General features: G+C 41.8%; 21 protein-coding genes. 6 read left to right on the forward strand and 15 right to left on the reverse strand.

What is annotated here, in order from left to right:
* The first annotated feature begins 2 nt into the window (after positions 1 to 2).
* From ACFQ03_RS10140 to ACFQ03_RS10155, 4 genes are all read left to right on the forward strand, one after another.
* Entirely contained in the window at positions 3 to 1052 is a 1050-nt protein-coding gene (locus ACFQ03_RS10140; RefSeq protein ID WP_379287908.1) for an ABC transporter substrate-binding protein, read from the forward strand.
* A 30-nt stretch (positions 1053 to 1082) separates the two neighbouring features.
* A complete protein-coding gene (locus tag ACFQ03_RS10145) occupies positions 1083 to 1544 on the forward strand; it encodes a DUF523 domain-containing protein (protein ID WP_144940546.1) in 462 nt (153 codons plus the stop codon).
* Between the two features lie 315 nt (positions 1545 to 1859).
* Positions 1860 to 2861, forward strand: coding sequence for a hypothetical protein (locus ACFQ03_RS10150; protein WP_379287910.1), 1002 nt, complete (start codon positions 1860 to 1862; stop codon positions 2859 to 2861).
* Between the two features lie 399 nt (positions 2862 to 3260).
* Positions 3261 to 4115, forward strand: a complete 855-nt coding sequence (locus ACFQ03_RS10155) for a S1C family serine protease (RefSeq protein WP_150959450.1) — start codon at positions 3261 to 3263, stop codon at positions 4113 to 4115.
* Between the two features lie 205 nt (positions 4116 to 4320).
* Here ACFQ03_RS10155 and trpS read toward each other — a convergent pair whose 3' ends face one another.
* Together trpS and ACFQ03_RS10165 are read right to left on the reverse strand one after the other, a co-directional pair.
* Positions 4321 to 5331: a tryptophan--tRNA ligase gene (trpS, locus tag ACFQ03_RS10160; RefSeq protein WP_379287912.1), complete on the reverse strand. Its 1011-nt coding sequence runs from the start codon at positions 5329 to 5331 to the stop codon at positions 4321 to 4323.
* Positions 5332 to 5844: 513 nt separating this feature from the next.
* On the reverse strand, positions 5845 to 6510 hold the full coding sequence (locus ACFQ03_RS10165) for a hypothetical protein (protein ID WP_379287914.1): 666 nt from the start codon (positions 6508 to 6510) through the stop codon (positions 5845 to 5847).
* Positions 6511 to 6982: 472 nt separating this feature from the next.
* On the opposite strand from ACFQ03_RS10165, the gene ACFQ03_RS10170 reads away from it, so the two are divergent.
* Positions 6983 to 7930: a PfkB family carbohydrate kinase gene (locus ACFQ03_RS10170; protein WP_379287916.1), complete on the forward strand. Its 948-nt coding sequence runs from the start codon at positions 6983 to 6985 to the stop codon at positions 7928 to 7930.
* A 113-nt stretch (positions 7931 to 8043) separates the two neighbouring features.
* On the opposite strand, the gene galU is transcribed toward ACFQ03_RS10170, so the two are convergent.
* The 13 genes from galU to ACFQ03_RS10235 form a co-directional block, all read right to left on the reverse strand.
* Positions 8044 to 8922, reverse strand: a complete 879-nt coding sequence (galU, locus tag ACFQ03_RS10175; RefSeq protein WP_379287918.1) for a UTP--glucose-1-phosphate uridylyltransferase GalU — start codon at positions 8920 to 8922, stop codon at positions 8044 to 8046.
* A 53-nt stretch (positions 8923 to 8975) separates the two neighbouring features.
* Positions 8976 to 10382, reverse strand: a complete 1407-nt coding sequence (locus ACFQ03_RS10180; RefSeq protein ID WP_379287920.1) for an undecaprenyl-phosphate glucose phosphotransferase — start codon at positions 10380 to 10382, stop codon at positions 8976 to 8978.
* 9 nt (positions 10383 to 10391) lie between these two features.
* Complete coding sequence (locus ACFQ03_RS10185) at positions 10392 to 11258, reverse strand: glycosyltransferase family 2 protein (protein ID WP_379287922.1); 867 nt, start codon at positions 11256 to 11258, stop codon at positions 10392 to 10394.
* Between the two features lie 47 nt (positions 11259 to 11305).
* Positions 11306 to 12268: a glycosyltransferase family 2 protein gene (locus tag ACFQ03_RS10190; RefSeq protein WP_379287924.1), complete on the reverse strand. Its 963-nt coding sequence runs from the start codon at positions 12266 to 12268 to the stop codon at positions 11306 to 11308.
* Positions 12265 to 13107 (reverse strand): dTDP-4-dehydrorhamnose reductase, encoded by an 843-nt coding sequence (gene rfbD / locus ACFQ03_RS10195; RefSeq protein WP_379287926.1) that lies wholly within the window; start codon positions 13105 to 13107, stop codon positions 12265 to 12267. Before rfbD ends, ACFQ03_RS10190 begins: the two co-directional genes overlap by 4 nt.
* A gap of 12 nt (positions 13108 to 13119) precedes the next feature.
* Positions 13120 to 14127 carry a dTDP-glucose 4,6-dehydratase gene (gene rfbB, locus ACFQ03_RS10200; RefSeq protein WP_379287928.1) on the reverse strand — a complete coding sequence of 336 codons (1008 nt, stop codon included), beginning with the start codon at positions 14125 to 14127 and terminating at the stop codon, positions 13120 to 13122.
* A 37-nt stretch (positions 14128 to 14164) separates the two neighbouring features.
* Complete coding sequence (rfbC, locus tag ACFQ03_RS10205; RefSeq protein WP_379287930.1) at positions 14165 to 14710, reverse strand: dTDP-4-dehydrorhamnose 3,5-epimerase; 546 nt, start codon at positions 14708 to 14710, stop codon at positions 14165 to 14167.
* A 130-nt stretch (positions 14711 to 14840) separates the two neighbouring features.
* The gene (locus ACFQ03_RS10210) at positions 14841 to 15578 is read right to left on the reverse strand and encodes a sugar phosphate nucleotidyltransferase (RefSeq protein ID WP_379287932.1); all 738 of its coding nucleotides are present in this window, start codon (positions 15576 to 15578) and stop codon (positions 14841 to 14843) included.
* Between the two features lie 299 nt (positions 15579 to 15877).
* Positions 15878 to 18553: a bifunctional glycosyltransferase/CDP-glycerol:glycerophosphate glycerophosphotransferase gene (locus tag ACFQ03_RS10215; RefSeq protein WP_379287934.1), complete on the reverse strand. Its 2676-nt coding sequence runs from the start codon at positions 18551 to 18553 to the stop codon at positions 15878 to 15880.
* A 121-nt stretch (positions 18554 to 18674) separates the two neighbouring features.
* On the reverse strand, positions 18675 to 19502 hold the full coding sequence (locus tag ACFQ03_RS10220) for a glycosyltransferase (protein WP_379287936.1): 828 nt from the start codon (positions 19500 to 19502) through the stop codon (positions 18675 to 18677).
* A 13-nt stretch (positions 19503 to 19515) separates the two neighbouring features.
* A complete protein-coding gene (locus ACFQ03_RS10225) occupies positions 19516 to 21735 on the reverse strand; it encodes a bifunctional glycosyltransferase/CDP-glycerol:glycerophosphate glycerophosphotransferase (RefSeq protein ID WP_379287937.1) in 2220 nt (739 codons plus the stop codon).
* Between the two features lie 29 nt (positions 21736 to 21764).
* Positions 21765 to 22499: an ABC transporter ATP-binding protein gene (locus ACFQ03_RS10230; protein WP_379287939.1), complete on the reverse strand. Its 735-nt coding sequence runs from the start codon at positions 22497 to 22499 to the stop codon at positions 21765 to 21767.
* 58 nt (positions 22500 to 22557) lie between these two features.
* Complete coding sequence (locus ACFQ03_RS10235) at positions 22558 to 23334, reverse strand: ABC transporter permease (RefSeq protein ID WP_379287941.1); 777 nt, start codon at positions 23332 to 23334, stop codon at positions 22558 to 22560.
* A gap of 175 nt (positions 23335 to 23509) precedes the next feature.
* On the opposite strand from ACFQ03_RS10235, the gene ACFQ03_RS10240 reads away from it, so the two are divergent.
* A complete protein-coding gene (locus tag ACFQ03_RS10240; RefSeq protein ID WP_379287943.1) occupies positions 23510 to 25990 on the forward strand; it encodes an O-antigen ligase family protein in 2481 nt (826 codons plus the stop codon).
* Positions 25991 to 26047: the final 57 nt, after the last annotated feature.

A 26047-nucleotide genomic window follows, 5' to 3' on the forward strand; every position in this document is an offset into this window, starting at 1 on the left:
ACATGAAATCAAACTTTAAATGGATTCGCCCCGCCTGGATTCTCAGCTTGCTGCTTTCGCTGTCTCTGGTTCTGTCCGCCTGCGGCGGCGGGGAAAGCAAACCAACCGGAGCCGGAGAAGAAACCAAGCCGGTCAAAGTGAAGCTTCAGCTCAAGTGGCTTCCGCAAACTCAATTCGCCGGTTATTTTGTGGCCCTGGAGAAAGGGTATTACCGCGAAGAAGGGCTGGATGTCGAAATATTGCCCGGCGGTCCGGACATCGTCCCCGAGCAGCAGGTTGCCAATGGCACGGCCCACATTGGGAACTCTTGGGTAGCGAGCCTGCTGTCGCATCAAGAGGAAGGCTTTCCTTTGGTGGAAATCGCCCAAATTTCCCAGAGAAGCGGTCTGGTGCTCGTTTCCAAAAAATCGGCAGGCATTAACCGTCCGGAGGATTTGAAAGGCAAAAAAATCGGAAGCTGGATGGGCGGCCTTGAATTCGAAATTCTGGCTTTGTTGGACAAATACGGGATCGACGCCGACAGCGATGTGAAATTGACGAAGCAGGGGTTTACGATGGATCAGTTTTTCAACGATCAATTGGACACGGCGTCCGCCCTTACGCATAATGAATTTCCCTTGGTGCTGAGTCAAGGCATTCCGGAATCGGACCTGAATGTCATCGATATGAACGATGAAGGGGTCGCGATGCTGCAGGACAATCTGTTCGCCAACACGGAATGGCTGGAGAACAATCGGGATGCCGCGGTCAAGTTTCTGCGTGCCTCGATCAGAGGCTGGGCCGATGCGATTGAAAATCCGGAGGCCGCCGTCGATATTGTCATGAAAAGCGTGGATGAAGGAAGCACGACAAGAGAACACCAGTTGAGCATGATGAAAGCGATAGGAGAGCTGATTCTGCCCAAGGGGACCGATCCGTCGCAGATCGGCCGCATCGATCCGGCCTTGTTCAAGCAGACGGCCGATATCGCCTACCAGTTCGGAGTAATTAAAGAAGAAGCCGATCTGTCCAAAGCCTATACAACGGAAATTTGGGATTCAGCCGCAAAATAATGCTAAGGTTACGGGAGAGTGAAAACTACGATGAAGAAAATATTAGTCAGCGCATGCCTGCTCGGCCAGAAGGTCAGATATGACGAGGGAGATGTTCCTTGTCTGGACCCCCGTTTTCTGAAGTGGCACGATGAAGGGCGCCTCATCCCCATCTGCCCGGAAGTCGTCGGAGGCCTGCCGATTCCCCGTCCGGATGCGCAGAGACAAGGCGACAAGGTCGTTACCGGAGCCGGGGTGGATGTCACCGCCGAGTTTGAGAAAGGAGCGCAGGCCGCCCTTCGTTTGGCCAATGAGCATCAGGTCGCTCTGGTCATTCTGAAGCAGGACAGCCCGTCGTGTGGTACTTTGTTTATCTATGACGGAACCTTTACCGATACGAAGGTGCCGGGAGAAGGGGTGACGACAGAGCTGCTGCGCAAACATGGGTACCAAGTGTTCGGCGAGGATCAGCTCGATGAAGTCGAGAAGGAGCTTGCGCGGATAGACGGATAACCGCCGAAGGAGAATGAAAGCTATATCCACCCTCAGTCCGCCAACGTGCGCCGGGAGAGCCTCGGTTGCTGCGGCCAATCTCAGTTGTGCGATAGAATGCCTTCACGGTTTCTTTTCCCAAACCTGCACTTTAACTTCGTCCTTATCGGACGGAGTTTTTTATTTTTACAAAGAAGTGCTGCAGCGGCATCGTCCCTTATCTATATAAATTGTGAACAATTAGTGAATTACCAATAATTAGTAATGTATCCCAGCTTCAATACCGAAAAAAATAGTGGGTGCTTCTACAAAGGGAAAATAGAAAGGATCAGAACAATGAAAATAATGAACCACTTAAACAAATGGGCGGCCGCCGCCCTGATCACGGCCCTCTTGATGACCGGCTGCAGCAGCTCGGGAGGAGGACAAACTCTGACCAGCGGCGGCGGAGACGTCCAGACGACCTTCCCGTCCGATTGGAATCCGGGATCCGGACCGGAATTGAACGTATCCGGCCCGAAAGATGACAAGGCTGTAATGGTAAACAGCATGCCCAAGACCGATATGGCCGACGATATCGATCTGAACGGCTTCATGGAAGTGATGAAGGGCAGCTTCAGCAATCAATACCAGCTTTTTCGCATGTATGAGATTCAGGATGTGACGATCGATTCGCTTCCCGGCAAGCAAGCGGAATACACCGGCATGCTGGATAAGGATTTAATTCACGGAATCCTTACGGTAGTCGATCAGGGGGATCATTTCTACCAAATTCTCGCAGTCACCCCGGATCAGAAATTCCATTCGACCAAGAAGGAATTATTCGAAATTATTAAATCGTTTAAAATCGTTCAAGCGAAGCCGGCATCGGGTGCCGGGGCTCAAAGTCCGACTGATGCCAAGGTCAAGCTGGCCAGCAGCGATGAGGGCATGGAATTGACGGTAACCGGCCAATGGGAGCAGATGGACGTGAAAGAGGTGGACATCCAGGCCGTCGATACAGCAACCAGCTCGGTGCTATTCGTCCTGGGACAGGATTATAATAATGAATCTTCCCTGGACCAATATTATCAGTTTATTGTGGACAACCGGCTGACCGATATGGAGAATCTGACGATTACCAAGCCCGTGAAGCTGACCGTGGGAGGCCATCCGGCACTGCAATTTGAAGTATCGGGCAAGGTGACGACTAACGGAATGAATATGGCTTTCCTGATCACCTTGGTGGATTCGCCCAAGCAGTACGTCCGCATAATGTTCGGAGCCCCTCAGTCCAGCATGGATAAGCTGCGAGACGGATTTGCCGAAGCGGTTCTTACCTACACCGAAAAGGAATAAGCGCGTTTTAGTCAACCTTAAATATTTTAGAATCGCCCCCGGCTCTATGCAAAAGATGCGTTTTGCAGAGGGCCGGTTTTTTGCGCTCCGTCTTTTTCCAAAGAGGTTCAAATAATTCGTTTGTAACAGAATGTGTCTTAATCTTGTCTTGCAAGGCCAGTCAAAGATTGGCAATATAGAAAGAAGAGAACTATGGCAGCGAGAGGAATCAGCAGCTGCAGCAGGAACAGTACCTAACTCCGCGCATCGGCGGTTCAACTCCATATAAGCTGTTCACAAGGAAACGGGGAGGGAAGTCTCATTAAATCGGATGAACGGAATGTACCTCATGAAGCCTCCAAGGGAAATCGGGAAGATCCGCCCAAACGCCCTCATCAAGGCCAGGAACCTCATAGAGAGATGCACGAAGATGCAGATGAAGCGGCACTTGAGGAAGCGCGTGCCAAGAGCGGAAAACCGGAGGATACAGATCGGGACGCCGAATTTTCATATGAAGATTTTGATCCGGAGGACCCCTCCTTTTTTGATGATGACGATTCAGAGGAGGAGCCGAAGCCTTCCCGTCGGAGGCTGAGAAGGTGGATCGTTCTTTTGCTTGTGCTGGGCTTATTGGCTAATATAGTTGCTTTTTTCCCGCAGATGTTCAGCTTGCAGGCGATAGAATTTCTGAAGACAAACAGGGAATTGTCCAAGAATGAAGCGATTCAGCAATACAAGCAGGCGGTAGTTGTCGTAAATGCCGGCGGCCGCAAGGGGACCGGGTTTAACATTGCCGATAACGGCCTCATCCTGACCAATCATCACGTCATCGAAGGGGAGCGTACGAGCCTGGTCAGCTTTCCATCGGGCCAAAACTATACTGCCGACGTAGTGGCCAGCGACCCCGCCATTGACGCAGCCATCCTGCAAATAAGGGAGCCCGGCGAGCTCCTGCCTTCCCTTGATATCGAATCGGCATCCGATGTTCAGGAGGGAACACCTATCTACGTGATCGGCAACCCGTTATTCTTCAACCAGATGGCCAACGAAGGAACGGTTCTTGGTCAAACCCTCCTTACGGATTGGGAGGTGCCCGTGCTTATGATTCAAGCCCCGATCTACAAGGGCAACAGTGGCAGTCCGATCCTAAATAAAGAAGGCAAAGTCATTGCCGTTGTCTTCGCTACCACCAAGGCGAAACTGGGGGACCGAACAAGCAACATCGGGCTTGCCGTTCCTATCGCCCACTTTCATAAGTATCTGCCTCAAGGATAAACGGCTATCGCCGTCCTTTGGAAACTTATACTTTTTTAACAAACAACAGGAAGGGACCGCTAATAAGCGCCCCTTCCCGTCTATTTTTTCCAACTGGTTCAGTTCGTCGGAATATGGCTTACTAGCAGCTTACGAGTCTGCTCCACGATACTCCAACGTCTCGGCCACTTTCATCGACAACCGTTTATCTTGAACCCACTTTATATTATCGCTCGGCAAAATAATTTATGTTCATAGCTTCACGGACCTCAAGCATCGTTTCCCGGGCAATGTGCCGGGCTTGCTCCGTTCCGGACTGCAGTATCTCCTCCACCCTCTTCGGTCTGGCCTCATAGTAGGCGCGCCGTTCCCGCATGGGCTCCAGAACATCGTTAATCCGGCGGGCAATCCTTAGCTTGCACTCCGCACAACCGATCTTGGCTTGTGTGCACTGTTCGCGGATATCTTCGCTCTCCTCGGGCATAAATGCCTGATGATAGGCAAATACAGGGCAAATATCCGGATGGCCCGGATCGCTTTTATAAACACGGGCAGGGTCCGTCACGGCTTTCTTCAGCTTGGCCTCCACTTCGCTCTTCGACGAATCCAGTGAAATGGCGTTGCCCAGGCTTTTGCTCATTTTTCCTTTCCCGTCCAAACCAATAAGCCTCGGCACCTCTCCCACCAATGCCCTCGGCTCCTCGAAGACGGCACCGTACAGCTCATTGAAGCGGCGCACGATCTTTCGTGTCTGTTCAATATGCGGTATTTGGTCCTCCCCGACCGGAACAAGCGTCGCTTTGCAGAAGGTGATGTCGGCCGCCTGACTGACGGGATATCCGAGAAATCCGTAATACAGATCGTCATACCCCCGATCGGCCGCTTCCGATTTGACCGTTGGATTGTGCCTTAATGTATTTACGGTTACAAACATGGAATAATACACCGTCAGCTCCGCGATCTCCGGAACCAGCGACTGGATAAAAATCGTCGATCGATCCGGATCAATCCCTGCGGCCAAATAATCCAGTGCCACTTCCCGCAAATGCTTCCTTACCAATTCCGGCTGTTCAAAGTGAGTCGTCAACGCCTGCACATCCGCCAGAATGAAGTAGGGGTCATACTCTTCCTGCAGCTTCACCCGTTTTTTCAAGCTCCCGACGTAATGGCCCAAATGCAATTTTCCTGTGACACGGTCGCCCGTCAAAATACGTTCCCGTTGCGGTTCTTGTCTCAATGGAATTCCTCCTCGAATAAAATGTTGTTCCTCTGCTTTCCTGCTCTCTCCGTGTTGCTTTCCACGTTCTTGACGATTTCAACGTTCTCAACGACCGCCACCAGCCATCTTCCATTTGGCCATCACCTCCTTCAAAAATAAAAAACCTCCGTCCCATAAAAAGGACGAAGGATCGCGGTGCCACCTTTAATTCGCCTGACCGAGCAGGCGCACTCTGAAGTACGGAATCCGGAATGACAAGGAACGGATTCGATACCCGACTCTGAATAACGGGGAGTTCATTCCCGGCTTGGTCTACTGGGGTTTAACCGGGTCCTCCCGGCTCGCTTGGGGCTGCTGGCCTGCTTCCTTAAGCTTCCCTGTTCGACAAGCGGCTCATAAGTCCATTCCGTGGGACCAGGGCACCGATTTGCACCCACCACCGGCTCTCTGCCAGCCCTCGGCTCCCCGCATACTCTTCTTAATCTCAGCCTTTAAAATATATATCATCATATTCTATCGCTTAACTTTTTGTCAAATGCTTTTCAGCCATATCCATAAACCGAAGCCAATCATCCCCCACAAGATCAATCCGATCAAAACACCCGCTACCATCCCTTTGCCTACCGATCCTTCTGCTTGTTCCCCCGGTTCCATCATTGCTCCCACTCCGGCTTCCACTTCCGCTTTTTGCACCGCTTCCAGCTCTTCTGTTGATTCCAGCTTTGCTTCCATTTCTGCTGTTAATTCTAGATCTGAGTTCCCTGCCGTTTCCGCTACTTTTCCATCTCCGGCTCTCCCATCGTTTTCTAGCTGTAGCTGTGCTTCTCCTGCTTCTGTTTCTTGCTCTGCATTTCGTTCTGCCTCAGACCCCACCTCTGCTTCTCCTGCCTCTGCTACTGCTTCTAGCTCAGTTATTGCACCACACTCAGCTTTTTCTGCCCCGGCCCCGTCTGTCATTTCAACTCCTACCTTAGCCTCGGCATTCGTCGCTGTCTCTTCTGCTTTTACCATGTTTGCATCTGGTTTTGCTTTTGCTTCTGCCTCTGATTCTGTTTCTAGCACTATTTCTTCTGCCTCTGTTTCCAACTCTGCATTCGTTTCGGTTTCCGCTATTTTTCTGCCTTCTGCTTCTGCTTCTACTTCCGTTTCTACTTTTTCTCTTTCCGCTTCCGATCCAGACTTGCCCTCCTTGTTCATGTAAACCCCTCCCTGGAATACAAAACAACCCTTAAGCCTCAACAATGACAGCTCGTCCGATACGCGAAGTCTTTTCTATCATCCAATTTCCGTTTCCGTTAGTCTGTTCCTGAAATTCATTTTGGGATAGATCGCATGCTTATACGTTCCGTTTTCCTAAAAATACCATATTTCATTATATTCATTATTTTCTTTTAAAGTCCGTCCAATGATTGAAAATGATGCTCTTACTTAAAAATGAAGCCAATCCGGAATTTATCAGGTATAATACAGTTGATAAATAATGTCATACTTCCGCGCGGCAGTAACCAGGTTACGTTAGCGAACCGCTGGACCTGCACTAGTCCGGGTCCCTGTTTTTGTAATCTTAAGGTTGATCTACGAATATCTTTTACCCTTTAAAACAGCATGACAATCGTCTAGTTAGGGAGTGTCAGTAACTCGAAGAGTATATCGAAAAAGGAGAGGGCTTATGAATTCTCTGGTTGCGGTCATTGGAACCGTATTTGTCGATTGCAAGGGCTTTGCTAAAGAAGCTTATCATAGCTCGTCCCGGAATTTGGGGACCATTCAGTTCGTGCATGGAGGAGTCGGACGCAACGTAGCGGAAAATATAGCCCGTATCGGGCTCCCCACTATGTTCGTAAGCACCTACGACTTAAGTGGTGTAGGGAAAGAAGTGCCTGCCCGCTTGCAGGAAATCAGCGTCAATCTGAAGTATTTGCAGGGAGTGGACAATGGCGGAATGGGGATGTGGCTTGCCATCCTCGACGAGCACGGCGATCTGGCCGGATCGATCTCGCAAATGCCGGATTTGCAGCATCTGGCTCGCATCATTGAAGAGAGCGGAGAGGAAATCGTCCGTTCCTGCAGCCATCTGGTCCTGGAATTGGATTTAAACGAAGCGATCTCCCGTCAGATGCTAAACCTGGCCAAACCGCATAACAAACCGGTCTATGGAATTCCCGGAAATCTGGATGTCATCGGCCAACACCCTGATTTACTGCAAAGCTTGGAATGCTTCATATGTAATCATTACGAAGCCGGCAAGCTGCTCGGAAGCGATCTAACCCAAATGCAGCCGGACGAAATGATTCCACTGCTGAAGAAGTTTGTGGACTCCAACGGCATGCGTTCCATGGTCATTACTTTGGGAGAACAAGGCTGCATCTACTACGATTCCGCTGCCGGAGAGTCCGGGCACCAACCCGCTCAGCCAGTCCAAATGGTCGATTCCACCGGAGCTGGAGACGCCTTCTTCTCCGGCACGGTATCCGGACTCGTCCAAGGCCTTCCCTTGTCCACTGCCGTCCAATACGGAACCAAAATAGCCGCCTGGACCATCGAATCCGCCGAAAGCACCTGTCTCACTCTGGGTGATAAGATCCGCGAGGATGAGTTTTTTCAGGGGTTGGGGTAAGTAAAGTAAGCTAAAAAAAGAACCTCGGATCCCATAATCATGTGGTTTTGAGGTTCTTTTTTGCCAATATTGTAAGACTAACTACTTAAGAGTTCCCACGAACGGCCCAATTTCTAACTATATACTTTATCAGATACTATCCTTCTCATATACTCCAATAGTTCTTCTCGTAGTTCCTCTCTCTGCATGGCGAATTCTAGCGTTGTTTTAATAAACCCAAGTTTCTCTCCAACATCGTATCTGCATCCCATAAAATTATACGCTAATACTTGCTCTTCTTGATTCAATCTGGAAATCGCATCCGTTAATTGGATTTCGCCGCCAACCCCGACTTCCTGCTCATCCAATATTTCAAATATTCTTGGTGTTAAAATATATCTCCCCATAATGGCCAAATTAGAAGGAGCTACCGAAGGTTCCGGCTTTTCAACTAAAAGATTGGCTTTAAACAATCTTTCCTCAACAGGAGAAGCGTCAACAATCCCATACCTATGTACCTCTTGTTTAGGGACTTCCTGAACCCCTACAATGGATGAGTGATAGCGCTCAAACACCTCAATCATTTGTTTCAAACAAGGCTTCTCCGATTGTACAATATCATCACCAAGCAATACCGCAAAAGGTTCATTCCCAATAAATTTCCTCGCACACCAAACCGCGTGTCCAAGCCCTTTCGGTTCTTTCTGACGGATATAGTGAATGTCGGCCATTCCGGAAGCTTTCTGAACCTCGGAGAGTAAGTCCATCTTTCCCTTCTCCATCAAGGTATATTCAAGCTCAAAGGAACTATCAAAATGATCTTCAATGGCCCGCTTACTCTTACCCGACACAATAATAATATCTTCAATTCCGGAGGCGACCGCTTCTTCTACTATATATTGAATAGTAGGCTTATCTACTATAGGCAGCATTTCCTTCGGCATTGCTTTAGTGGCCGGTAAAAATCTTGTCCCCATTCCAGCCGCTGGTATAATGGCTTTACGAATCTTCATCTTTTTCCTCCATAGCATACAATTTCTATCCGCGATTACGCGTATGTTGGACATCAATAAGCATTCTTATTAACAAACCCATTCCAAATCGTCTTGTAAATAATTTTAATATCAAATAAGAAAGTCCAATTTTCTATATAGAAAATATCGTGATTAATGCGATCTTCAATGGAAGTATCGCCCCTTAGACCATTGCTCTGTGCCCAACCTGTAATGCCTGGACGAATATGATGCTTAACCATATATTTGGGGACTTCTTCCTTAAACTGCTCTACAAAATACGGACGTTCCGGTCTGGGACCGACAACGCTCATATGACCAACTAACACGTTAAAAAACTGTGGAAGCTCATCCAAGCTGGTTCTGCGCAAGAAAGCACCGAACGCAGTTCGGCGAGGGTCGTTTTCAGTCGTCCACTGGGTATCCGAATCCTTCTCATCCATCACTTTCATCGTTCTAAACTTATACATCGGAAAGGTCCTTCGGTTTAGACCCACCCGTTCCTGTTTAAATATTACGGGACCCGGAGAAGTTAGTTTAATTCCTACGGCAATAAGAAGCATAACCGGCAAAGTAATCATGATGGCTGCCAAAGAAAAAACGATATCGAAAGATCTCTTCAAAATCCGATTCGTAAGGTCATCCAGTGGAATATCCCTTACATTTATCAGAGGAATTCCCGCAAAATTATCGAAATTGGGTCTTGCAGGCAAATAGTCAAAGAAATCAGGGATAATCATGGTCCGCACCCCTGCTTTTTCGCAAGTGGAAATGATCTTGCCATATTTGTCATGAGCCGCCAATGGAAGCGCAATGATCACTTCATCGATCGGCAGGTTATTAAGTTTATCCTCTAATTCATCAATCGTTCCAAGAATGGGTTTGTAGTTTAAGGCGTTATCTTCATGCGTTTGCAGAAAATCATCTAAAAAGCCTACAACTTCAAAACCAAGCTCCGGGTATTTCTGCAAGTTGGCATAAAACTTTCTTCCCAAGCTTCCAGCCCCCAGAATCAGTACAAATTGCTTGTTAAACCCTTTTTCCCTAAGCTTCTTTAACCATATCTTAATGTAGTAACGGTAGAAACCGAGAAAAGCAATGCTTGTCACTAAATACATAGCCAGCATCTCTCGAGAAATATGTACTTCTTTAAAAATAAAGAGAAAGCTGAGCAAGGCTAAGAAGCTGATAACCTGAATTTGTATGATTTTATAAGCCTCATAGGCAAACCGTTTTTTACGTTTCGGTGTATAGAATCCGGTAAAAAAACCAAAAGCGATGCAAAGGAATCCGTATATTAAGCTCCATAATAGATAGGTCTGGAAAGAAAGAGTGCCTTCGGATTCAATCCAACCAGACTTAAATTTAAGCCAGTAGGCTGCCAAAAATGCGATTTGAATGACAACAAAATCGCAAAATGCATAAATTTTGGACAATACACTTTGATTCCCGCGAATCACTGTTTCTCTTCACCTCGCCCTCACCAAACCATTCTTTAAAACAGCGAAAGCCAGCTTTAATCCGATTCCCCCATAAACCAATAAATTCGTTGGCAGGGAGTATCTTGAACGAAAATGCTTCCGATGGAATAAATACATGGCTCTATGAAACTCATAGACGATTTTTAAGGGTCTCTTCCGGCTGCTGGCTCCCTTATAATGGATAATATGAGTCTTAGGGTAATAATAATTAGTCCAACCGGCCTGTTTAATCCGATAGCACCAGTCCACGTCTTCCCCGTACATAAAGAACTGCTCATCCAACAGGCCTACCTCATCGATCGCTTTACGACGGACAAGCATAAAGGCACCAACGAGACAATCTACCGGATATTCCTCGTCCGGATTCAAGTATCCTAATTGATATTGATTGAACCTGGGAACATGCGGAAAAAGCTTAGAAATCCCAAACGCATAGTAAAAAGAAGCTGACAGTGTAGGAAAACCTCTTCGGCATGCCTTATCCAAGGAACCATCGGGAAGAATGACCTTGCAGCCGCTCGCTCCGACATCCGGGTGCTCATCCATAAAACGAACCATAATCTCTAATGTATCTGTTTGAACAATCGTGTCTGAATTGAGAAGTAGAATATATCTGCCTGCAGCGATCCTCATTCCTTGGTTGTTGGCTATCGCAAATCCGACATTCTCCTGATTTTCAATCAATTGAACCTGAGGAAATTCCTCCCGGATCTTCTCAACAGAGGAATCCGAAGAGGCATTATCTATTAGGATCACTTCAAATTGATACCCTGTCCTGGAGGCATAAACCGACCTTAACGCTTTCAAGGTCAGCTCACAGGTATTGTAATTTAATATAATAATACTTAAATCCATTAAAAATCACCTAATCCATTATAGCATGAATTGAAGGTGATTTCGGCTTATTGGAAAAAAGAGTAGATTTTTTGTAATTCTTTTTTTCGATTTTTCTGAATTACCCTTCTTTGCTGCTTGATATATGATAATTGACGCAATAAAGCGCCCCATGATTTGATTAATCCCGGTTCCCTCAGGATCAAATATCCTGCACTTAGGATTTCATGCCATACAAAACTTGGGGAGTGCCGCAAGATGTACTTGATGGAGTCATTTTTCAAAATCATCCTGTAACGGTTGATATAAGAATGTCTCCTTACAAATAGAGGCTGTTTTTGGCGGCTTCCTATTTTCCAGCCCCTTTCATGAAGGGCCGAAGCCTCAGGGACGTAGATAGCACTCCATCCGTAAATTTGAGCCCTCCAAGCTACATCAACATCTTCCTTATAAGCGAAGAATTGTTCGTCGAAAAATTCTCCATTAACGCTTATATCTACCGCCATCTTACGTGAATAGAGCGCCGCCGCTCCGGAAACACCAAAGACCTCAGCATAGTTAGCGTATTCTCCCTCCGGCTGCCCCATCCCCCTGTCAAATGCTCTTCGACTTTTATGGATTACTAATCCGGCGCTATCCAACAAATCGGGCGAGGACTTCAACAGCAGCTTGCCGGTGGCACTTCCTACATCAGGACGCTGTTCCATTCTTTCAATCAAACAACGAACGTAATCCGGATGCAGCAGCACATCCGGATTCAAGACCAGAAAATAATCGCTCGTTGTCATTCGTAAGGCCTGATTATGACCAGGGGCGAATCCGGTGTTTACCTTGTTTAATACAACATGAACTCGTTCCGAATACTGTTCTAATATCTCCGGCGTTCGATCCCGAGAAGCATTATCGATCACAACAATCTGGTCAATTGGATAACTTTGTCGGAACACAGCCTGTAAACAATCTTCAATATAGGGTTCACTGTTGTAAGTGACTATGTGGATACTGACGCTTTTTTTGTTCAATAGTCTCATACCTTTATTTGATTTAGAAACTGTCGCAGTGCATCTCTCCAGTGACGAAATTCTTCGAAGCCCTCTGCACGCAGAGACAAATGATCCAACACTGAAAATTTAGGTCTTGGCGCAGGCCGTGGAAATTCCTCTGTTGTACATGGAATAACCTTTGTAGTCGTCCCGCACTCTTCAAAAATGGCTTTAGTAAATTGATACCAGGTACAGGACCCGGAGTTGGAAGCATGGTAAATCCCATATTGCTCTGTTAAAATAAGCTTTTCAATAAAATCCGCCAAGTCCGCCGTATAAGTCGGAGATCCCGTCTGATCGTTAACAACTTGGATCTCGTCCCGCTCTTTTGCCAGTTTAAGCATCGTCTTTACAAAATTATTGCCGTACATCCCATATACCCATGAGGTTCTGACGATAAAAAATTTGGTGGTCAACGTCCGAGTCATTTCTTCCCCGGCCCATTTCGTTTTACCATAAATCCCGATTGGGTTGGGTAAATCAATTTCCCGGTATGGATTCATCGTTTGTCCGTCAAATACATAGTCGGTGCTTATATAACAAAACTTAGCCCCGACTTTCTCCGAAGCGACGGCTACATTACGGGTCCCTGAAACGTTAACCTTATATGCCTCTTCTGCTTGAGTTTCAGCCAGATCCACCGATGTAAAGGCCGCAGCGTGAATTACTACATCAGGGCGAATACGGCCAATGACTTCGTTGCAGTGCTTTGGCTGTGTAATGTCTAATTGCGCCCGGCTCATAGAATAAACATCATAATGATGATTTAACTTGATGGATAGCTCTTTCCCTAATTGGCCGGCTGCTCCTGTAATCAGTATCTTCATACTTTTCCCATCCTAGGAATTTCCATATTGTCGTTCATAATATTTCTGGTAGTCCCCCGAAAGAATCCTCTGCCACCACTCCTCATTGTTCAAATACCATTGGATGGTAGCTTTAAGCCCTGTTTCCAAATGATGCTTAGGCTGCCATCCCAATTGTTCTTGAATTTTCGTCGCATCTATGGCGTACCTGCGATCATGCCCGGGACGATCTTTCACATAATTAATTAAGGACTCCGGTTTCCCCATTTCCTTCAAAATCATCTTAACGATCGATAAGTTCGTCTTCTCATTGTTCCCGCCAATATTATAGACTTCCCCATCCTTACCCTGATGAAGAACAAGATCTATCGCGCTGCAGTGATCCTCTACATAAAGCCAATCACGGACATTTAGACCATCTCCGTACACCGGAAGAGGTTGATCTTGAACAGCTCGAGTGATCATTAGCGGGATCAGTTTTTCTGGAAATTGGTACGGGCCATAATTGTTGGAGCAGCGGGTAATATTTACCGGAAGCCCGAAGGTTTCATGATAAGCCCGAACCAGCAGGTCTCCTCCAGCTTTACTGGCTGAATATGGGCTGTTTGGGGCAAGCGGAGTCTCCTCCGTAAACCATCCCGTTTCACCCAATGTCCCATAAACCTCATCGGTAGATATTTGCACAAACTTCTTTATTTTGTACTTATGGGCAGCCTCCAATAAGAGCTGTGTTCCCATTACATTTGTTCTAACAAATACCCCGGGGTCTTGGATACTGCGATCAACGTGAGATTCCGCAGCGAAATTAACAACGACATCCACACCTTGTTGAAATAAACGTTCTACAACAATAGGGTCGGCAATATCCCCTTTCACGAAGCTGTAATTAGATTCGTTATGAACTAGAGATAAATTCTCCAGGTTGCCTGCGTAGGTCAACAAATCCAAATTAATGATCCGATACTCGGGATATTTGTTCAACATATAGATGACAAAGTTGCTTCCAATAAAACCGGCCCCGCCGGTCACCAGAATATTCATCTTATCCTCCCCTAATCTTAATCTGTAACGAAAGCGGTCAAAAGTTGATTTCAGCATCTTTCAGAACAGGGTGGTCTTTGTCCTTCTCCGATAGAACAGGATTCGTTACAGGCCAGTCAATGGCTAATTCCGGATCATTCCATAATATGCCTCTATCGCATTCCGGGGAATAATATTCGTCCACCTTATATTGAACTTCCGTATTAGGGACCAGGGTGCAGAATCCATGAGCAAACCCTTTAGGGACCAACAACTGCCTATGATTATGAGCGCTTAGAATAACACCGATCCACTGACCAAATGTAGGAGATCCCCTTCTAATATCAACAACAACATCATATACGGCACCCGCTGTCACCCTTACCAGCTTTGTCTGGGCCCTAGGGTTTAATTGATAATGCAGCCCTCTTAACACCCCTACCTCTGTAGAAAGTGAGTGATTATCCTGGACAAACTTTTGATGAATACCTAGCTCTCTCAGCTTTCTTTCATTGTAGCTTTCCATGAAGAATCCGCGGGAGTCCCTGTGAACCTGGGGCTCTATAAAGAACACGCCTTCCAGTTTTAGGGGGGTTATGTTCATACTATTCCTCCTTTCTAGTCGTTCAACCGTCACAATATTATATTAAGCTCATCTTAACCGATTATGGATAAAATAACAAAAATATTGGTGATCGTTAAGACCACCAATACAGCTTAATACTTTTGTTCGTTTAAGGTAAACTAAATGTTTCTCCCAGTATCATATCTTTGGCCAGTTCATTGGCCTTCGCCAAGGACAAATGCGTCCCTGCATCCGTCCACCATCCTTGCAGAATATCATAAGTAAGTTCATTACGGCGAATGTATTCATTATTGACATCCGTAATTTCCAGCTCTCCACGTTGGGACGGCTTTAAACCCTTTATTATTTCAAACACCGTACTATCAAACATATAGATTCCTGTTACAGCATAATTACTTTGGGGATACTGGGGTTTTTCTTCAACAGAGATTATTTTTCCGTTCTCCAATTTCGGGACGCCATATCTATGTGGATCAGGTACTTCCTTAATTAAAATTTTGGCCCCCTGACTCTGCTGCTCAAAGCTCCTAACATAAGAGACAATATTATCCGAAAAAATATTATCCCCAAGAATAACCACCATCTGGTCTTGTCCAACAAATTGTTCAGCGAGTCCTAATGCCTGAGCAATACCACCAGCTTCATCCTGAACCTTATATGTGAAGCTTACTTCGAATTCTCTTCCGCTTCCTAACAGATTAACTACATCCCCCATATGTTCCTTTCCCGTAACAACTAAAATATTCCGAATTCCAGCATTTTTCAATTTATGAACAGCATGAAAAATCATCGGGTACTTCCCAACGGGAAGTAGATGCTTATTTGTTATTTTGGTTAGAGGGTAAAGGCGCGATCCTGTTCCGCCAGCCAGAATGATACCTTTCATGAACTGCCACTCCTAAGCATATAATATTTACTAAACTACTAGTATAATTTCTAACATTCCGCATTTGTTACTACATTATCGGAAAGTGCCTACATTATGCACCACGCGCCTCACAATTCTAATCTCTGAACTAGAGACCACACCACTCTCTGCTGATGGTCTAGAGGGACCAATCAAAGTTTGGGTTGAGCTCGATGAAAATACTGAGCAGTAATGATCCTCTACTTGTGATCAAAAGTTCATGTATTTTCTCGATTATGTTAACATATATAATTTTGTTATTTCGCCCTTGATAATACCTACAAATTTTTGATGGATTCATAAACTCTTTTACAATTATTATGGTCCGTATATGCATAAAACTTTTCAACTCTTTTAACATATATATCTTTCATCTTACAATCATTTTTAATATATTCTATTGCATTCTTTATTATATCTTCATAATCTCTACAAACTTCACCAAACCCCATCGTATCATAGTCAAAATAACCCTCATCTAAATGATTTTCGTCAAATTGGAAGTATAGTACCGGTTTTTTCAAATATGCCACATCAAAAGCAACTGATGAAAAGTCTGTTATTAGCATACTGGATTCATTAAATAACTGTTGGTAACTTGTATGATAATCAACAAACTCCACGTATTCATTTCTATCAAAATCAGAAATCTGCTGTTGAATATTGGGATGAGGAAGAAAAACAATACTATACCCTTTTTGTTTCGCTTGAGTAATAAGTCTCTCATCATTAATTAGAGAGTTATACATTTTAAAATATTCTGATAGTTTAAATGTCTCGCTGTAAGGTCTAAGGCCAGTTCTGTGGTTTATTTTCTCTACTATACTTCTTCTCCATGTCGGCATTATTAAAATTTGCTTCTTATCCTCATTTACTAAATTATCATATCTCGGAAACCCTGTTAACTTAACCACATTTTTATCATAGTAATAATTCCCAGAAAGAATCGATTGATATTCTAAATTTGCTGCGGTTACGAACATCTTGATGTTCTCATTGTATTTATTAAGCCAATTTGATACATCATCCTTAGTTATTCCATGTTGTAAGAATATTAAGTCGAAATCCATAAGATCTCTATAATATATCTCTAACGAATAGAAGGGGTTTCTGACAAAATCACCTACGTGTGAGGAAATAACCTTTTTCGCCTGTAGTTGTAAAAATTTGTGTTTATAAGATCCGTATGGTATTACTGGTAGTCCATCATGCTTTAACCTATTATAATCCTTGGAATCCTTCTGGATAATAAAATACTTTTTAATCCCGTCTATTTGCTTAATAGCATATTTAAATAAGTGCTCTGCGTTGTCATCGGCCTTATCCTGTCTATCTAGAAACAACCAGATCTCCTTGTTTTTATTGATAATTTTATTTATGTGGTTAACGAGTCTTGCTATAACAGCCTTTCTCGCACCTATTCTATTACTGCTAAACAAATATTGTAAAAACCCGAATTCCTTCTTAATTTTTTCAAGAAGCGTCTTCCTTTGGACTTTAATGCTTTTATTATTGGCAGTTAGAATAAAATTATCTTTACAGTAGTAATTTGCTTTTAAATCTGTAGACAATTTTGTGAAGCGCAAAAAACTCATTTTAATTGGGATCTTAGAATCCTCTATCTGGGCAACTAACTTTATTTCCCTAACTTCAACTATATTTTCTAGTGGCAATAAAAGCCTGAAACCGTAAAATTCTTTAATTTTTTTTCCTAAGCAATATAGAGCATGAGCAGAGCGATCAACTGTTTGCGCCTCGTATTTTTGCCCATCCATTTCTGCAAAAATCTTGACATCCTTAAAACTAAATAAAGAACCAAAATGTCCTTCAAGAAGTAATTCATTATTATTTATCTGCAATATTTCAATAACCGCTGTTTGGTTTCCTAAAGAATTAATCTGCCTATTATTAAAATAAAGTCGAACATCGTCTTCAAGGAAAACTTTTTCTAATAATTCTTGATACTTTTCTCCGTATTTTAATTGCAAGGCAAACATCTTATAATGGATATTGAGTTGTTTTTGTTGAAATATAATTTCATCATCAATATAATAAAGCACACGTTTTAATTGTTCGATATATTCTTCTTGTTGTTGCTCAGTCATAACTGAAGTGCCTATATCCTTAATGTTTAATCTCCATTGCAAGTCATACATCACTAAATATTGGATGTATTTTAGGACTTCATTGTACTTTGACAGCGAGTATTGTATTATAGCATGTGAAAAATATATCAAAGTGCTTGTATACCACTCTTTCCTTTTTGTCCCATTTTGTGTACTTGACGTCTTATTGTTACGCTTTCTGCAATAATATTTAGCTCCCCCTACAACACCTAGTGTACATTTTTCTATAACAACCCTACTTATTAAGTCAGCGTCTTCGACATACTGCAAATTTTCGTTAAATTTGATGTTTCGCATAGCAGAATACTTTATAAAAGCGCTGGATGAGGAAAGCTGTATTTGGTTATATTCCAATTTTATATCGATAACTCTTGTCTTATAAAACTTATTATTTAAAATATGAGGTCCGTTTACCCCTTCAAAGAAAAACATTGGAATAGCAACCACATCTACTGCTGCATAATTATCTTCGAAAAAAACAAACACTTCATGCAACGTATTTTCTGACAATTTATCATCAGGATCCAAAAAATTAACATACTTTCCTTGAACGTGTTTCAACCCTTCGTTTCTTGCGCTGCTTACTCCTCCGTTTTCTTTTTTTACATACACAACATTATCCGGATATTTTTGTTGGTATTTCAAACATATTCTCTCGCTGTTATCTGGGCTTCCGTCATTAATTAGTATTAGTTGAACATGCTTTTCAAAACTAAGGGTTTGATTAACGACGCTTTTAATTGCTTCTTCTAAATATTCTTCTACATTATAAATTGCCATCACAATCGAAAATAAATACTTATAACTACTTTCCTGACTTAGTTGCACTGCCTCTTCCTCCAGAACTTAATTTTAAATATATAAAAACGTAGAATAAAAAAAATTATATAAGCCGTTAGGACTGCCTCATTATAATAAACTAAACATTTAGGAAAAAATCAACAATTTTCTAGCGATACATCATTTTTTCAACAAGTTTTTTAACCGTCTTTCGTATGCCATACTTATTTAAGTACGTCTTTAATTTCGTAAATCGTGTCGGTGGACGATAGTTGGACGCTTCCCTGTACTTTCGGTACTTTTCATGAATAACTTTCTCATAATCCTTTAATTGTTTATGTCGTTCATTTAATCTCTGCCTGTCAGCAGGCACATGATACACTGAAGTTACTTCATCTATATAGCAAAATTTGCCTTGCAGACTGTACTTTATCCATAGATCCCAGTCCTCTAGATACTCGAGTTTTTCATCTAGTCCACCGTACTTTTCATATAATTCCCTCTTAAACATCACAGCCTGAATTGGAAATTTGTTCTGGAACAAAATCTCCCCTTCATTTAATGGTTCATTATATTTCTCGCATTCTTCCGCTACATTGATTTTAAGAGGATCCAAAGAAACATATGTAACTTTCCTTTCCAATGAACTTGTGTGAATAGCTGCAGCTTCTGGATAAACTGAAAAACCGTTTATCATTGTTTGAACATGATTAGGGAGGAACAAATCATCATCATCCAGAAAATTTATATATTGACCCTCCGACAATTCCAGTCCGATATTTGCTGCTCGACAGCGCCCCACTTTATTCCCAGAACTATGGTAGGTTATGTTCAAGTCAGGAAATTGGTCTATGACATGTTTTGAAGTTCCGGGTCCATCTTCAACCAAAACCACTTCAAAATCACAAAAAGTCTGCTGCTGAACGCTCCTCAAAGCCTCCCTCAATAAATGAGGTCTATTGTAAGTCCTTATAATAATCGTTACTGTAACAGCCATAATAAACCTCTTCTTAACCCAGATTCTTTATAGCTTTAAAAATTCTATTACAATTATTCCGGTCCCGCAGTTCAAAAAAGTCATCTAATCGCGAAATGTATTTATCATCCAATTTAAAATCATTCTCAAAATAATACTCTACCTTGTTTACTAGATCTTCTTCCTGTTCACATATCGGTCCGAACCCATCACGCTCATAATCAAAATATCCTTTCCTATAATGTTGTTCGAAAAAACTATTTCTATCAAACTGATAAAATATGACCGGCTTTTCCATATAAGCAAAATCAAAAAAAACGCTGGAAAAGTCAGTAATTAGAAGCTGGGATTCTTTCAATAGCCTCTGTACATCATATTCATTTTTATTGGCAATAATGACCCTATCACTTACTGTGCTGAAGTACTTCAAGTATTGCTGAACCTCATAATGAGGATAAAATACTAATTTATAATCATTTTTTTCCAGGGTCTGGATCAAATGTTCATTATTTATGAAAGACTGCAACCTCGCATAGAATTCAGAATTAATAAATACGCTATCGGGAACTGATTTGGGAAGCCATGAAGGCTGAACAACATTTAATCGGTACGTTGGCATAAATAGAATTTGCTGCTTTGACTCAAAGTCATGAAGTGCATCAAACCTCGGAAAGCCGGTATAAGCTACTTCTGTGGGTGCATAGCCAAATGTCTTCACAATATAATCGAATTCCGGTTTGGCTGCAGTTATGAATAGATCGAAAGAAGTATTTTCTCGTCCAAGAATGTCTCTTACGTCATCCTTCGTTATTCCATGCTGAAGAAAAACGTATTTCTTATCTCCGAACTTTCTTCCCGCCAGTTTGAGAAACAACTGGTAATTCCATGGTTCTATTTTTCCTTTATGTGCTGATATCGCAAACTTTGATACCGCAAATAGTAATTTGTGTTGAATACTTCCAAATTGAACGATGTTCCCAAACTTTTTTATTTTTTCATAATCTTGTTTACTATTGAAATCTATCAGATAGTGGGCATTGATTTCAGGATGATTTTCTCGCAAATATTTAAAGAAATGATATCCGTTATCCGCTGCGTCATCTCCTCTTTCGCAAATAAGCCAAACTGCCTGATATTTTCTATTGTTTTTAAGTAAATTTGCAATCAGTAGAATTAAAACTAAGTCCATACCTTTAAACAATTTTTGAAACCGTGTCTTGAGAAAGTTCGGTACTTTTTTCATTTTACTAGTGAACAAATAACTATAGACGGCAAGAACATAACGGGAATACCCGCCCTTTTTAATTTTTCTGACAAGAAACTGGGTAAAATCTTGTTCGAGTCTATTAATGATTTGGTCAGGAACATCAGCTAAAATTTGGGCTCCATGATAATACAATTCCCGCCGTTCCTGTTTTGTAAATGTTTTTTTCCATAACATGTGGTAAATAAAAGGTGTATACCCTCTAGCATTATACCAGTGGATTAAATCTGAGTACTGCGGATAATCATTACATAAATCTTTCATCTTTAAGCTAACTTCCATATGATTATAATAAAGCTCTTTTTTATCGAAGATACCATCCATTCTCGACTGGTTTGTTTGATCTTCTCTTTTCCTATAAAAGTATCTACATTCATTCGTTATAAATATCTTCTGAGCTTCAAATGAAGTCCGCGTCGCGACTAAAGTATCCTCGAAAGCACCCATTCTTTCATTAGGGAAGTCAAGATATTGAAACAGCGTATGTTTAAAAACGCGATTACAGACAAACCCCGAAAAAATAATTTCGGGGGTATCTAGAATATTCGTTACAAGTCTATTATTTTGATATAAAACAGCGGAAGGATTGCGAGTATATTGTTTGTTGGTTTCACTATAGTACTCATATTCATACAAAACTATTTCACAATCGTGTTCCTCGAACTTATTAAGGATACATTCATAGGTATTCTCTGAAATAAAGTCATCTGCATCCAAAAAAGATACATATTCCGTTGTTACATGGTTCAAGCCGATATTCCGTGCAGCGCCCGGCCCTTGATTGACCACTTGATTAACTATTTTAATAGAAGGGTAGACCTTGGCGTAGTTCTCGACTATTTCCATGCTTCCATCCGGAGTACAGTCGTTAACTATAATAACTTCAATATTATCTATTCCCAGTGTTTGATTAACCACGGAATCCAAACATTTGGATATATATTGTTCTACATTGTACACAGGAATGATAACTGATATTTTGTAATCCACTTTCCCTTCACCTTCATCTATCTGACATTTTATTTCTCGTTCTTGAACCTTTCGATGATCGGCTGGGGTTCCCCAATTTCGCGAATCTGTCCTTTTTCCAGCCATGCCACTCTATTGCATAGTTTCTCTACTTGTCCCAGCGAATGAGATACAAAAAGCACTGTGGCTCCTCCATTAATCATTGACATCATTTTGTTTTCACTTTTTTCTTTAAACTTATGATCTCCGACTGATAAGACCTCGTCCACTATAAGAATTTCGGGCTGGACAATTGTTGCGATTGAAAAACCTAGTCTCGCCCTCATCCCTGATGAATAATTTTTTAATGGAGTATGAATAAATTGCTCTAATTCGGAAAACTCAATGATTTCATCGACTTTTTCCTGAATAAACTTTTTGGAATAACCCAGTACAAGTCCATTCAAATATATATTCTCTAGCCCGGAAAGCTCCCCATTAAATCCTGCTCCTAATTCAATAAGAGGGGCTATGGCGCCATTTTTAGTTACTTTTCCGCTTGTTGGCTTTAGGATGCCTGCAATAATCTTCAGCAGGGTGCTCTTTCCCGCGCCATTTAATCCGACAATTCCAAATACCTCACCTTTATAAATTTCAAAGTTAATATTATTTAGCGCGTGAAAATCAACATAAGAGATTTTTTTTCTCATCTTTTGTATAAAGTAATATTTAATTGAAGAGATTTTTTCACTAGCCATTCTATATTTCATAGAAACATTTTCCAACTTTATAGCTATATCATTCATTTCACAAGCCTCCACAAGCCCTTATTTGTTCTCACTTGTGTAACATCAATTCATTATATTAAATATGAAAGATAAATCTATCTTGTTTTTTATAAAAAATAAATAGACCTACAACGAAATATAGAAGGCCATGAATTAAACAAATAAAATGGGATTCAAGTGTAGGGAAATTACCGTACATCAAGACATTTCTAAACATTCCAACAACCTCAAATAAGGGATTTAATTCGATAATGGGCATATATTTCTGAGGTATAATCTCTTTTGGATAGAAAATGGGAGTCATGTACATAACTAACATAAGCACAATTGAATAGAGATGTTTAATATCTCTAAAAAATACAGTTACCGTAGACAAAATCAAGCCTACTCCTAAGGAAATAAGAAAAACATATGCCAACGGAAAAATAATCATCAGGTTTATAAATGAAAAACTCATGCCAGTTACGATCATAACGGCAATTAAAGGAACAATAGATAATATAGTAGTTATAAAAGATGAACATACTCTTGCAAATGGGAAAAAGTACTTGGGAACATAAACCTTCCTTATTAATTGTCCATTGGCATGGATGGAATCCATCGCAAAATTTGTTGCTTCAGCAAAGAAGGAATATATCAGCCTTCCAGTAAGTACATAAACCGGGAAATTTTCTATTGTATTGTTAAAAATAGCTGAAAAAATGATCGTTAATACGATCATTAACAATAGAGGATTTAACATACTCCAGACGATACCCAAAGCAGAATTCCGATATTTCAGTTTAATATCTTTACGTATTAGTTCAACAAGCAGATCTTTATACTTAGTAAAATTTTGTATATGACTTTTCATTCAGCAGCACCTTAGCCTATATTATTTGCTTTTGCGTATGTAACACAGTACATAATATCAAATTACTCCCAACAAAACTACAGTAATAGTATACCATTCGACATAACGAGTTTCACTCCCCCTTCATGTGTGATAAAATATTGTAGAATTACGTCTAAAAAGGGAGTACTCGATAATGAAACATAAAGCAAAAGGAAAATCATCCTCTTCAAGTACATTAGCAACAAATGATTCTCATTCCATTTTATTCTGGTCGTTAATTGCCATTGCAGTTTTATTTTTACTGTGGGCCCCGTTTCAAAGGGGGCTGTTTAATGGCTATAACATGGACTTCGATCGGCCTATCTATTCGTCCTTTGTTTGGTCATCTATTTTATTGCTAATTACTTCTTTTTACTTATTTTTCAACTATAAGTATCGCAATCTACGAGATTTTTTTGTAATTTACATTTGGTTGGTTCCGTTAAGTTTTTTAATCTCTTTAATTGGTGCCGCATCTCACTATTATGGTGCCAACATGCTGTACATGCATATGATGTATGCAACATTTTTTATTTTAGCCATTTATGTTACTAATAACCGGCTTGGAAATAATATTCTGCAATATACTTTATTAATATCCGGATATTTAATAGTTATTTTCGGTATGCTCAATTGGCTTGGCAATCTTAAAATTGCTAATGGAATTGCTGAACTTTTCACGAGCCTAAAAGGATTACCCGCCTATAAACATGCGGTGATGAGTGATTCCAACGGCCTGAGACTTACTTCCGTATTTCAATACGCTAATACTTATTCTGCCTATTTAATAGCTCTACTCTTTGGGTGTATGCTTTTCATTTTCAGATCACGCAAATGGTATTCTGTTGCTTTGCATTCTCTAATGCTGGTTCCAATCCTTGTTTCTTTCATGCTAACTCTCTCCCGCGGAGGATTGGTTATATTGCCTATCGTGCTCCTGGTGCTGCTTTTGTTTTTTTCCGTGGAAAGGCAGATCAAGCTGCTTCTGTACTTGGGGATATCCGCTGTAGCCGTATTACTGACTATTGGAAAGATTACTGAGATCGGTTCAAGCTTACAAAATAGTTTCAACCCGAATTTATCGCTCAAAGGCTGGGGAATTCTTGCGGCGGCCTCAATTATTGTTTCGGTTCTCATAACTTTGTTGAATCATTATCTAACTCCTGTGTTAGAAAAAACAATACAGAAAAAAATCAAATCGCGATATGCTCCTGTTGTTCTGCCGATTGGGGCCGTAATCTTGGGAACCATTGCCGTAATCATTCTATTTACGGATACCGGTATCACCAAGCTTTTGCCTGAAAATATTAGAATAAGGATAGACAATATTAATTTTCAACAGCATAGTGTATTGGAGAGAGGAACTTTCTATGCAGATTCGTTGAAGTTGGTCAAAGACTATCCTGTTTTCGGAGCTGGCGGCGGCGGCTGGGCGGCACTTTATGAGAAATATCAAAACAATCCTTACACGAGCAAACAAGCTCACAACTTCTTCCTGCAATATCTTGTTGAAGTCGGAATTTTCGGGTTTCTCATTTTTGCCGTCTTACTTGGGTTAGTTTTGTATAACTATTGCAGAAACTACTTTAAAAGCGACAAGGATACGAAAGATGCCAGGGTCCTATATCTCATTATTTTGATCTCATTGCTTATTCATAGCGTTATCGATTTCAATCTGAGTTATGCGTACCTTGCTATTGTCGTTTTCATATGCTTAGGTGGACTTGTGTCCAGTTTTGACACGATAGCAGCGCCATTCACAAATCGATTAAGCAAATGGGAAAGTTATCTGCCGAAAATAATTTCCGGGGGAACGCTTGTTACAGCCATAGTCTTTATCACCATGTCAATCAGGCTCCTTTCTGGGAATACCTATTATCATCAGGCTATTGCAGAAGCACAGCAAGCGAAGCCATATACCGAGGTTATTGCTACGGTGGATAAAGCCTTGTCAATGCAGCCCAATCATCCGGATTACGTTGATCTGAAGCAGGATATTTTGATGCAGGTGTTTCGACAAATAAATGATCCTTCTTTGGAACAAGAAGCCGTTCAGCTTATTAAGGATTTTAGAAAAGCAGAGCCGTACCATCGACTGGGGATATTATTCCAATTAAATTTTTTCATGGAACAGAGAAACTTTTTGGAGGCTCACAGCGTCAATATAGAAGGGTTAGAAATTTTCCCTTGGGATATCGAGATGTATGAATCTCAGATGCATATTCTGTACGAACTTGGAAATCAGTCCAGATTGGATAAAAATATTGCGCTCACGGACCAATACTGGAATGAAGCTATCGAATTATATAATACTGTTCTTGCCAAAGTAAACCATCTGGAGTCTTTGCCGGAAGGACAACTTCAGGGAAGAGAATTTAATGTCACTCAAGCTATTGCTTTATACGCAGGACAGATATATTATATCAAGGGTGATTACTCTAATGCGGAATCAGCATTGAGACATGGAATTACCGAGAACTTGAAGGAACCGTTAGCTCAAACTGTTGCCAGATGGTATCTTGCAGCCCTGCATAAACAAGGGAAAACGGAGGACGGGTTGAAAGGGAAGCTCTTCGCGGCAAATCCCCAAGAATCTAAAAATCTTGAAGATCTGTTAAATACAAAATTTGACTAAATTCCAGTATCATCTGTTTCTCAGAAACTACCATTTGCTGTGAAAAGATGCTATACT

This window comes from Paenibacillus residui (assembly GCF_042677205.1).
Lineage (GTDB): Bacteria > Bacillota > Bacilli > Paenibacillales > NBRC-103111 > Paenibacillus_L > Paenibacillus_L residui.

Coding starts and splice junctions, on each gene's coding strand:
- rfbD (WP_379287926.1), bottom strand. CDS start 13,107: ATGAAGATACTGATTACAGGAGCAGCCGGCCAATTAGGGAAAGAGCTA.
- ACFQ03_RS10235 (WP_379287941.1), bottom strand. CDS start 23,334: ATGAAAAGTCATATACAAAATTTTACTAAGTATAAAGATCTGCTTGTT.
- ACFQ03_RS10140 (WP_379287908.1), top strand. CDS start 3: ATGAAATCAAACTTTAAATGGATTCGCCCCGCCTGGATTCTCAGCTTG.
- ACFQ03_RS10220 (WP_379287936.1), bottom strand. CDS start 19,502: ATGGCTGTTACAGTAACGATTATTATAAGGACTTACAATAGACCTCAT.
- galU (WP_379287918.1), bottom strand. CDS start 8,922: ATGAAGATTCGTAAAGCCATTATACCAGCGGCTGGAATGGGGACAAGA.
- ACFQ03_RS10165 (WP_379287914.1), bottom strand. CDS start 6,510: ATGAACAAGGAGGGCAAGTCTGGATCGGAAGCGGAAAGAGAAAAAGTA.
- ACFQ03_RS10185 (WP_379287922.1), bottom strand. CDS start 11,258: ATGGATTTAAGTATTATTATATTAAATTACAATACCTGTGAGCTGACC.
- ACFQ03_RS10145 (WP_144940546.1), top strand. CDS start 1,083: ATGAAGAAAATATTAGTCAGCGCATGCCTGCTCGGCCAGAAGGTCAGA.
- rfbC (WP_379287930.1), bottom strand. CDS start 14,710: ATGAACATAACCCCCCTAAAACTGGAAGGCGTGTTCTTTATAGAGCCC.
- rfbB (WP_379287928.1), bottom strand. CDS start 14,127: ATGAATATTCTGGTGACCGGCGGGGCCGGTTTTATTGGAAGCAACTTT.
- ACFQ03_RS10230 (WP_379287939.1), bottom strand. CDS start 22,499: ATGAATGATATAGCTATAAAGTTGGAAAATGTTTCTATGAAATATAGA.
- ACFQ03_RS10170 (WP_379287916.1), top strand. CDS start 6,983: ATGAATTCTCTGGTTGCGGTCATTGGAACCGTATTTGTCGATTGCAAG.
- ACFQ03_RS10190 (WP_379287924.1), bottom strand. CDS start 12,268: ATGAGACTATTGAACAAAAAAAGCGTCAGTATCCACATAGTCACTTAC.
- ACFQ03_RS10210 (WP_379287932.1), bottom strand. CDS start 15,578: ATGAAAGGTATCATTCTGGCTGGCGGAACAGGATCGCGCCTTTACCCT.
- ACFQ03_RS10155 (WP_150959450.1), top strand. CDS start 3,261: ATGCACGAAGATGCAGATGAAGCGGCACTTGAGGAAGCGCGTGCCAAG.
- ACFQ03_RS10150 (WP_379287910.1), top strand. CDS start 1,860: ATGAAAATAATGAACCACTTAAACAAATGGGCGGCCGCCGCCCTGATC.
- ACFQ03_RS10240 (WP_379287943.1), top strand. CDS start 23,510: ATGAAACATAAAGCAAAAGGAAAATCATCCTCTTCAAGTACATTAGCA.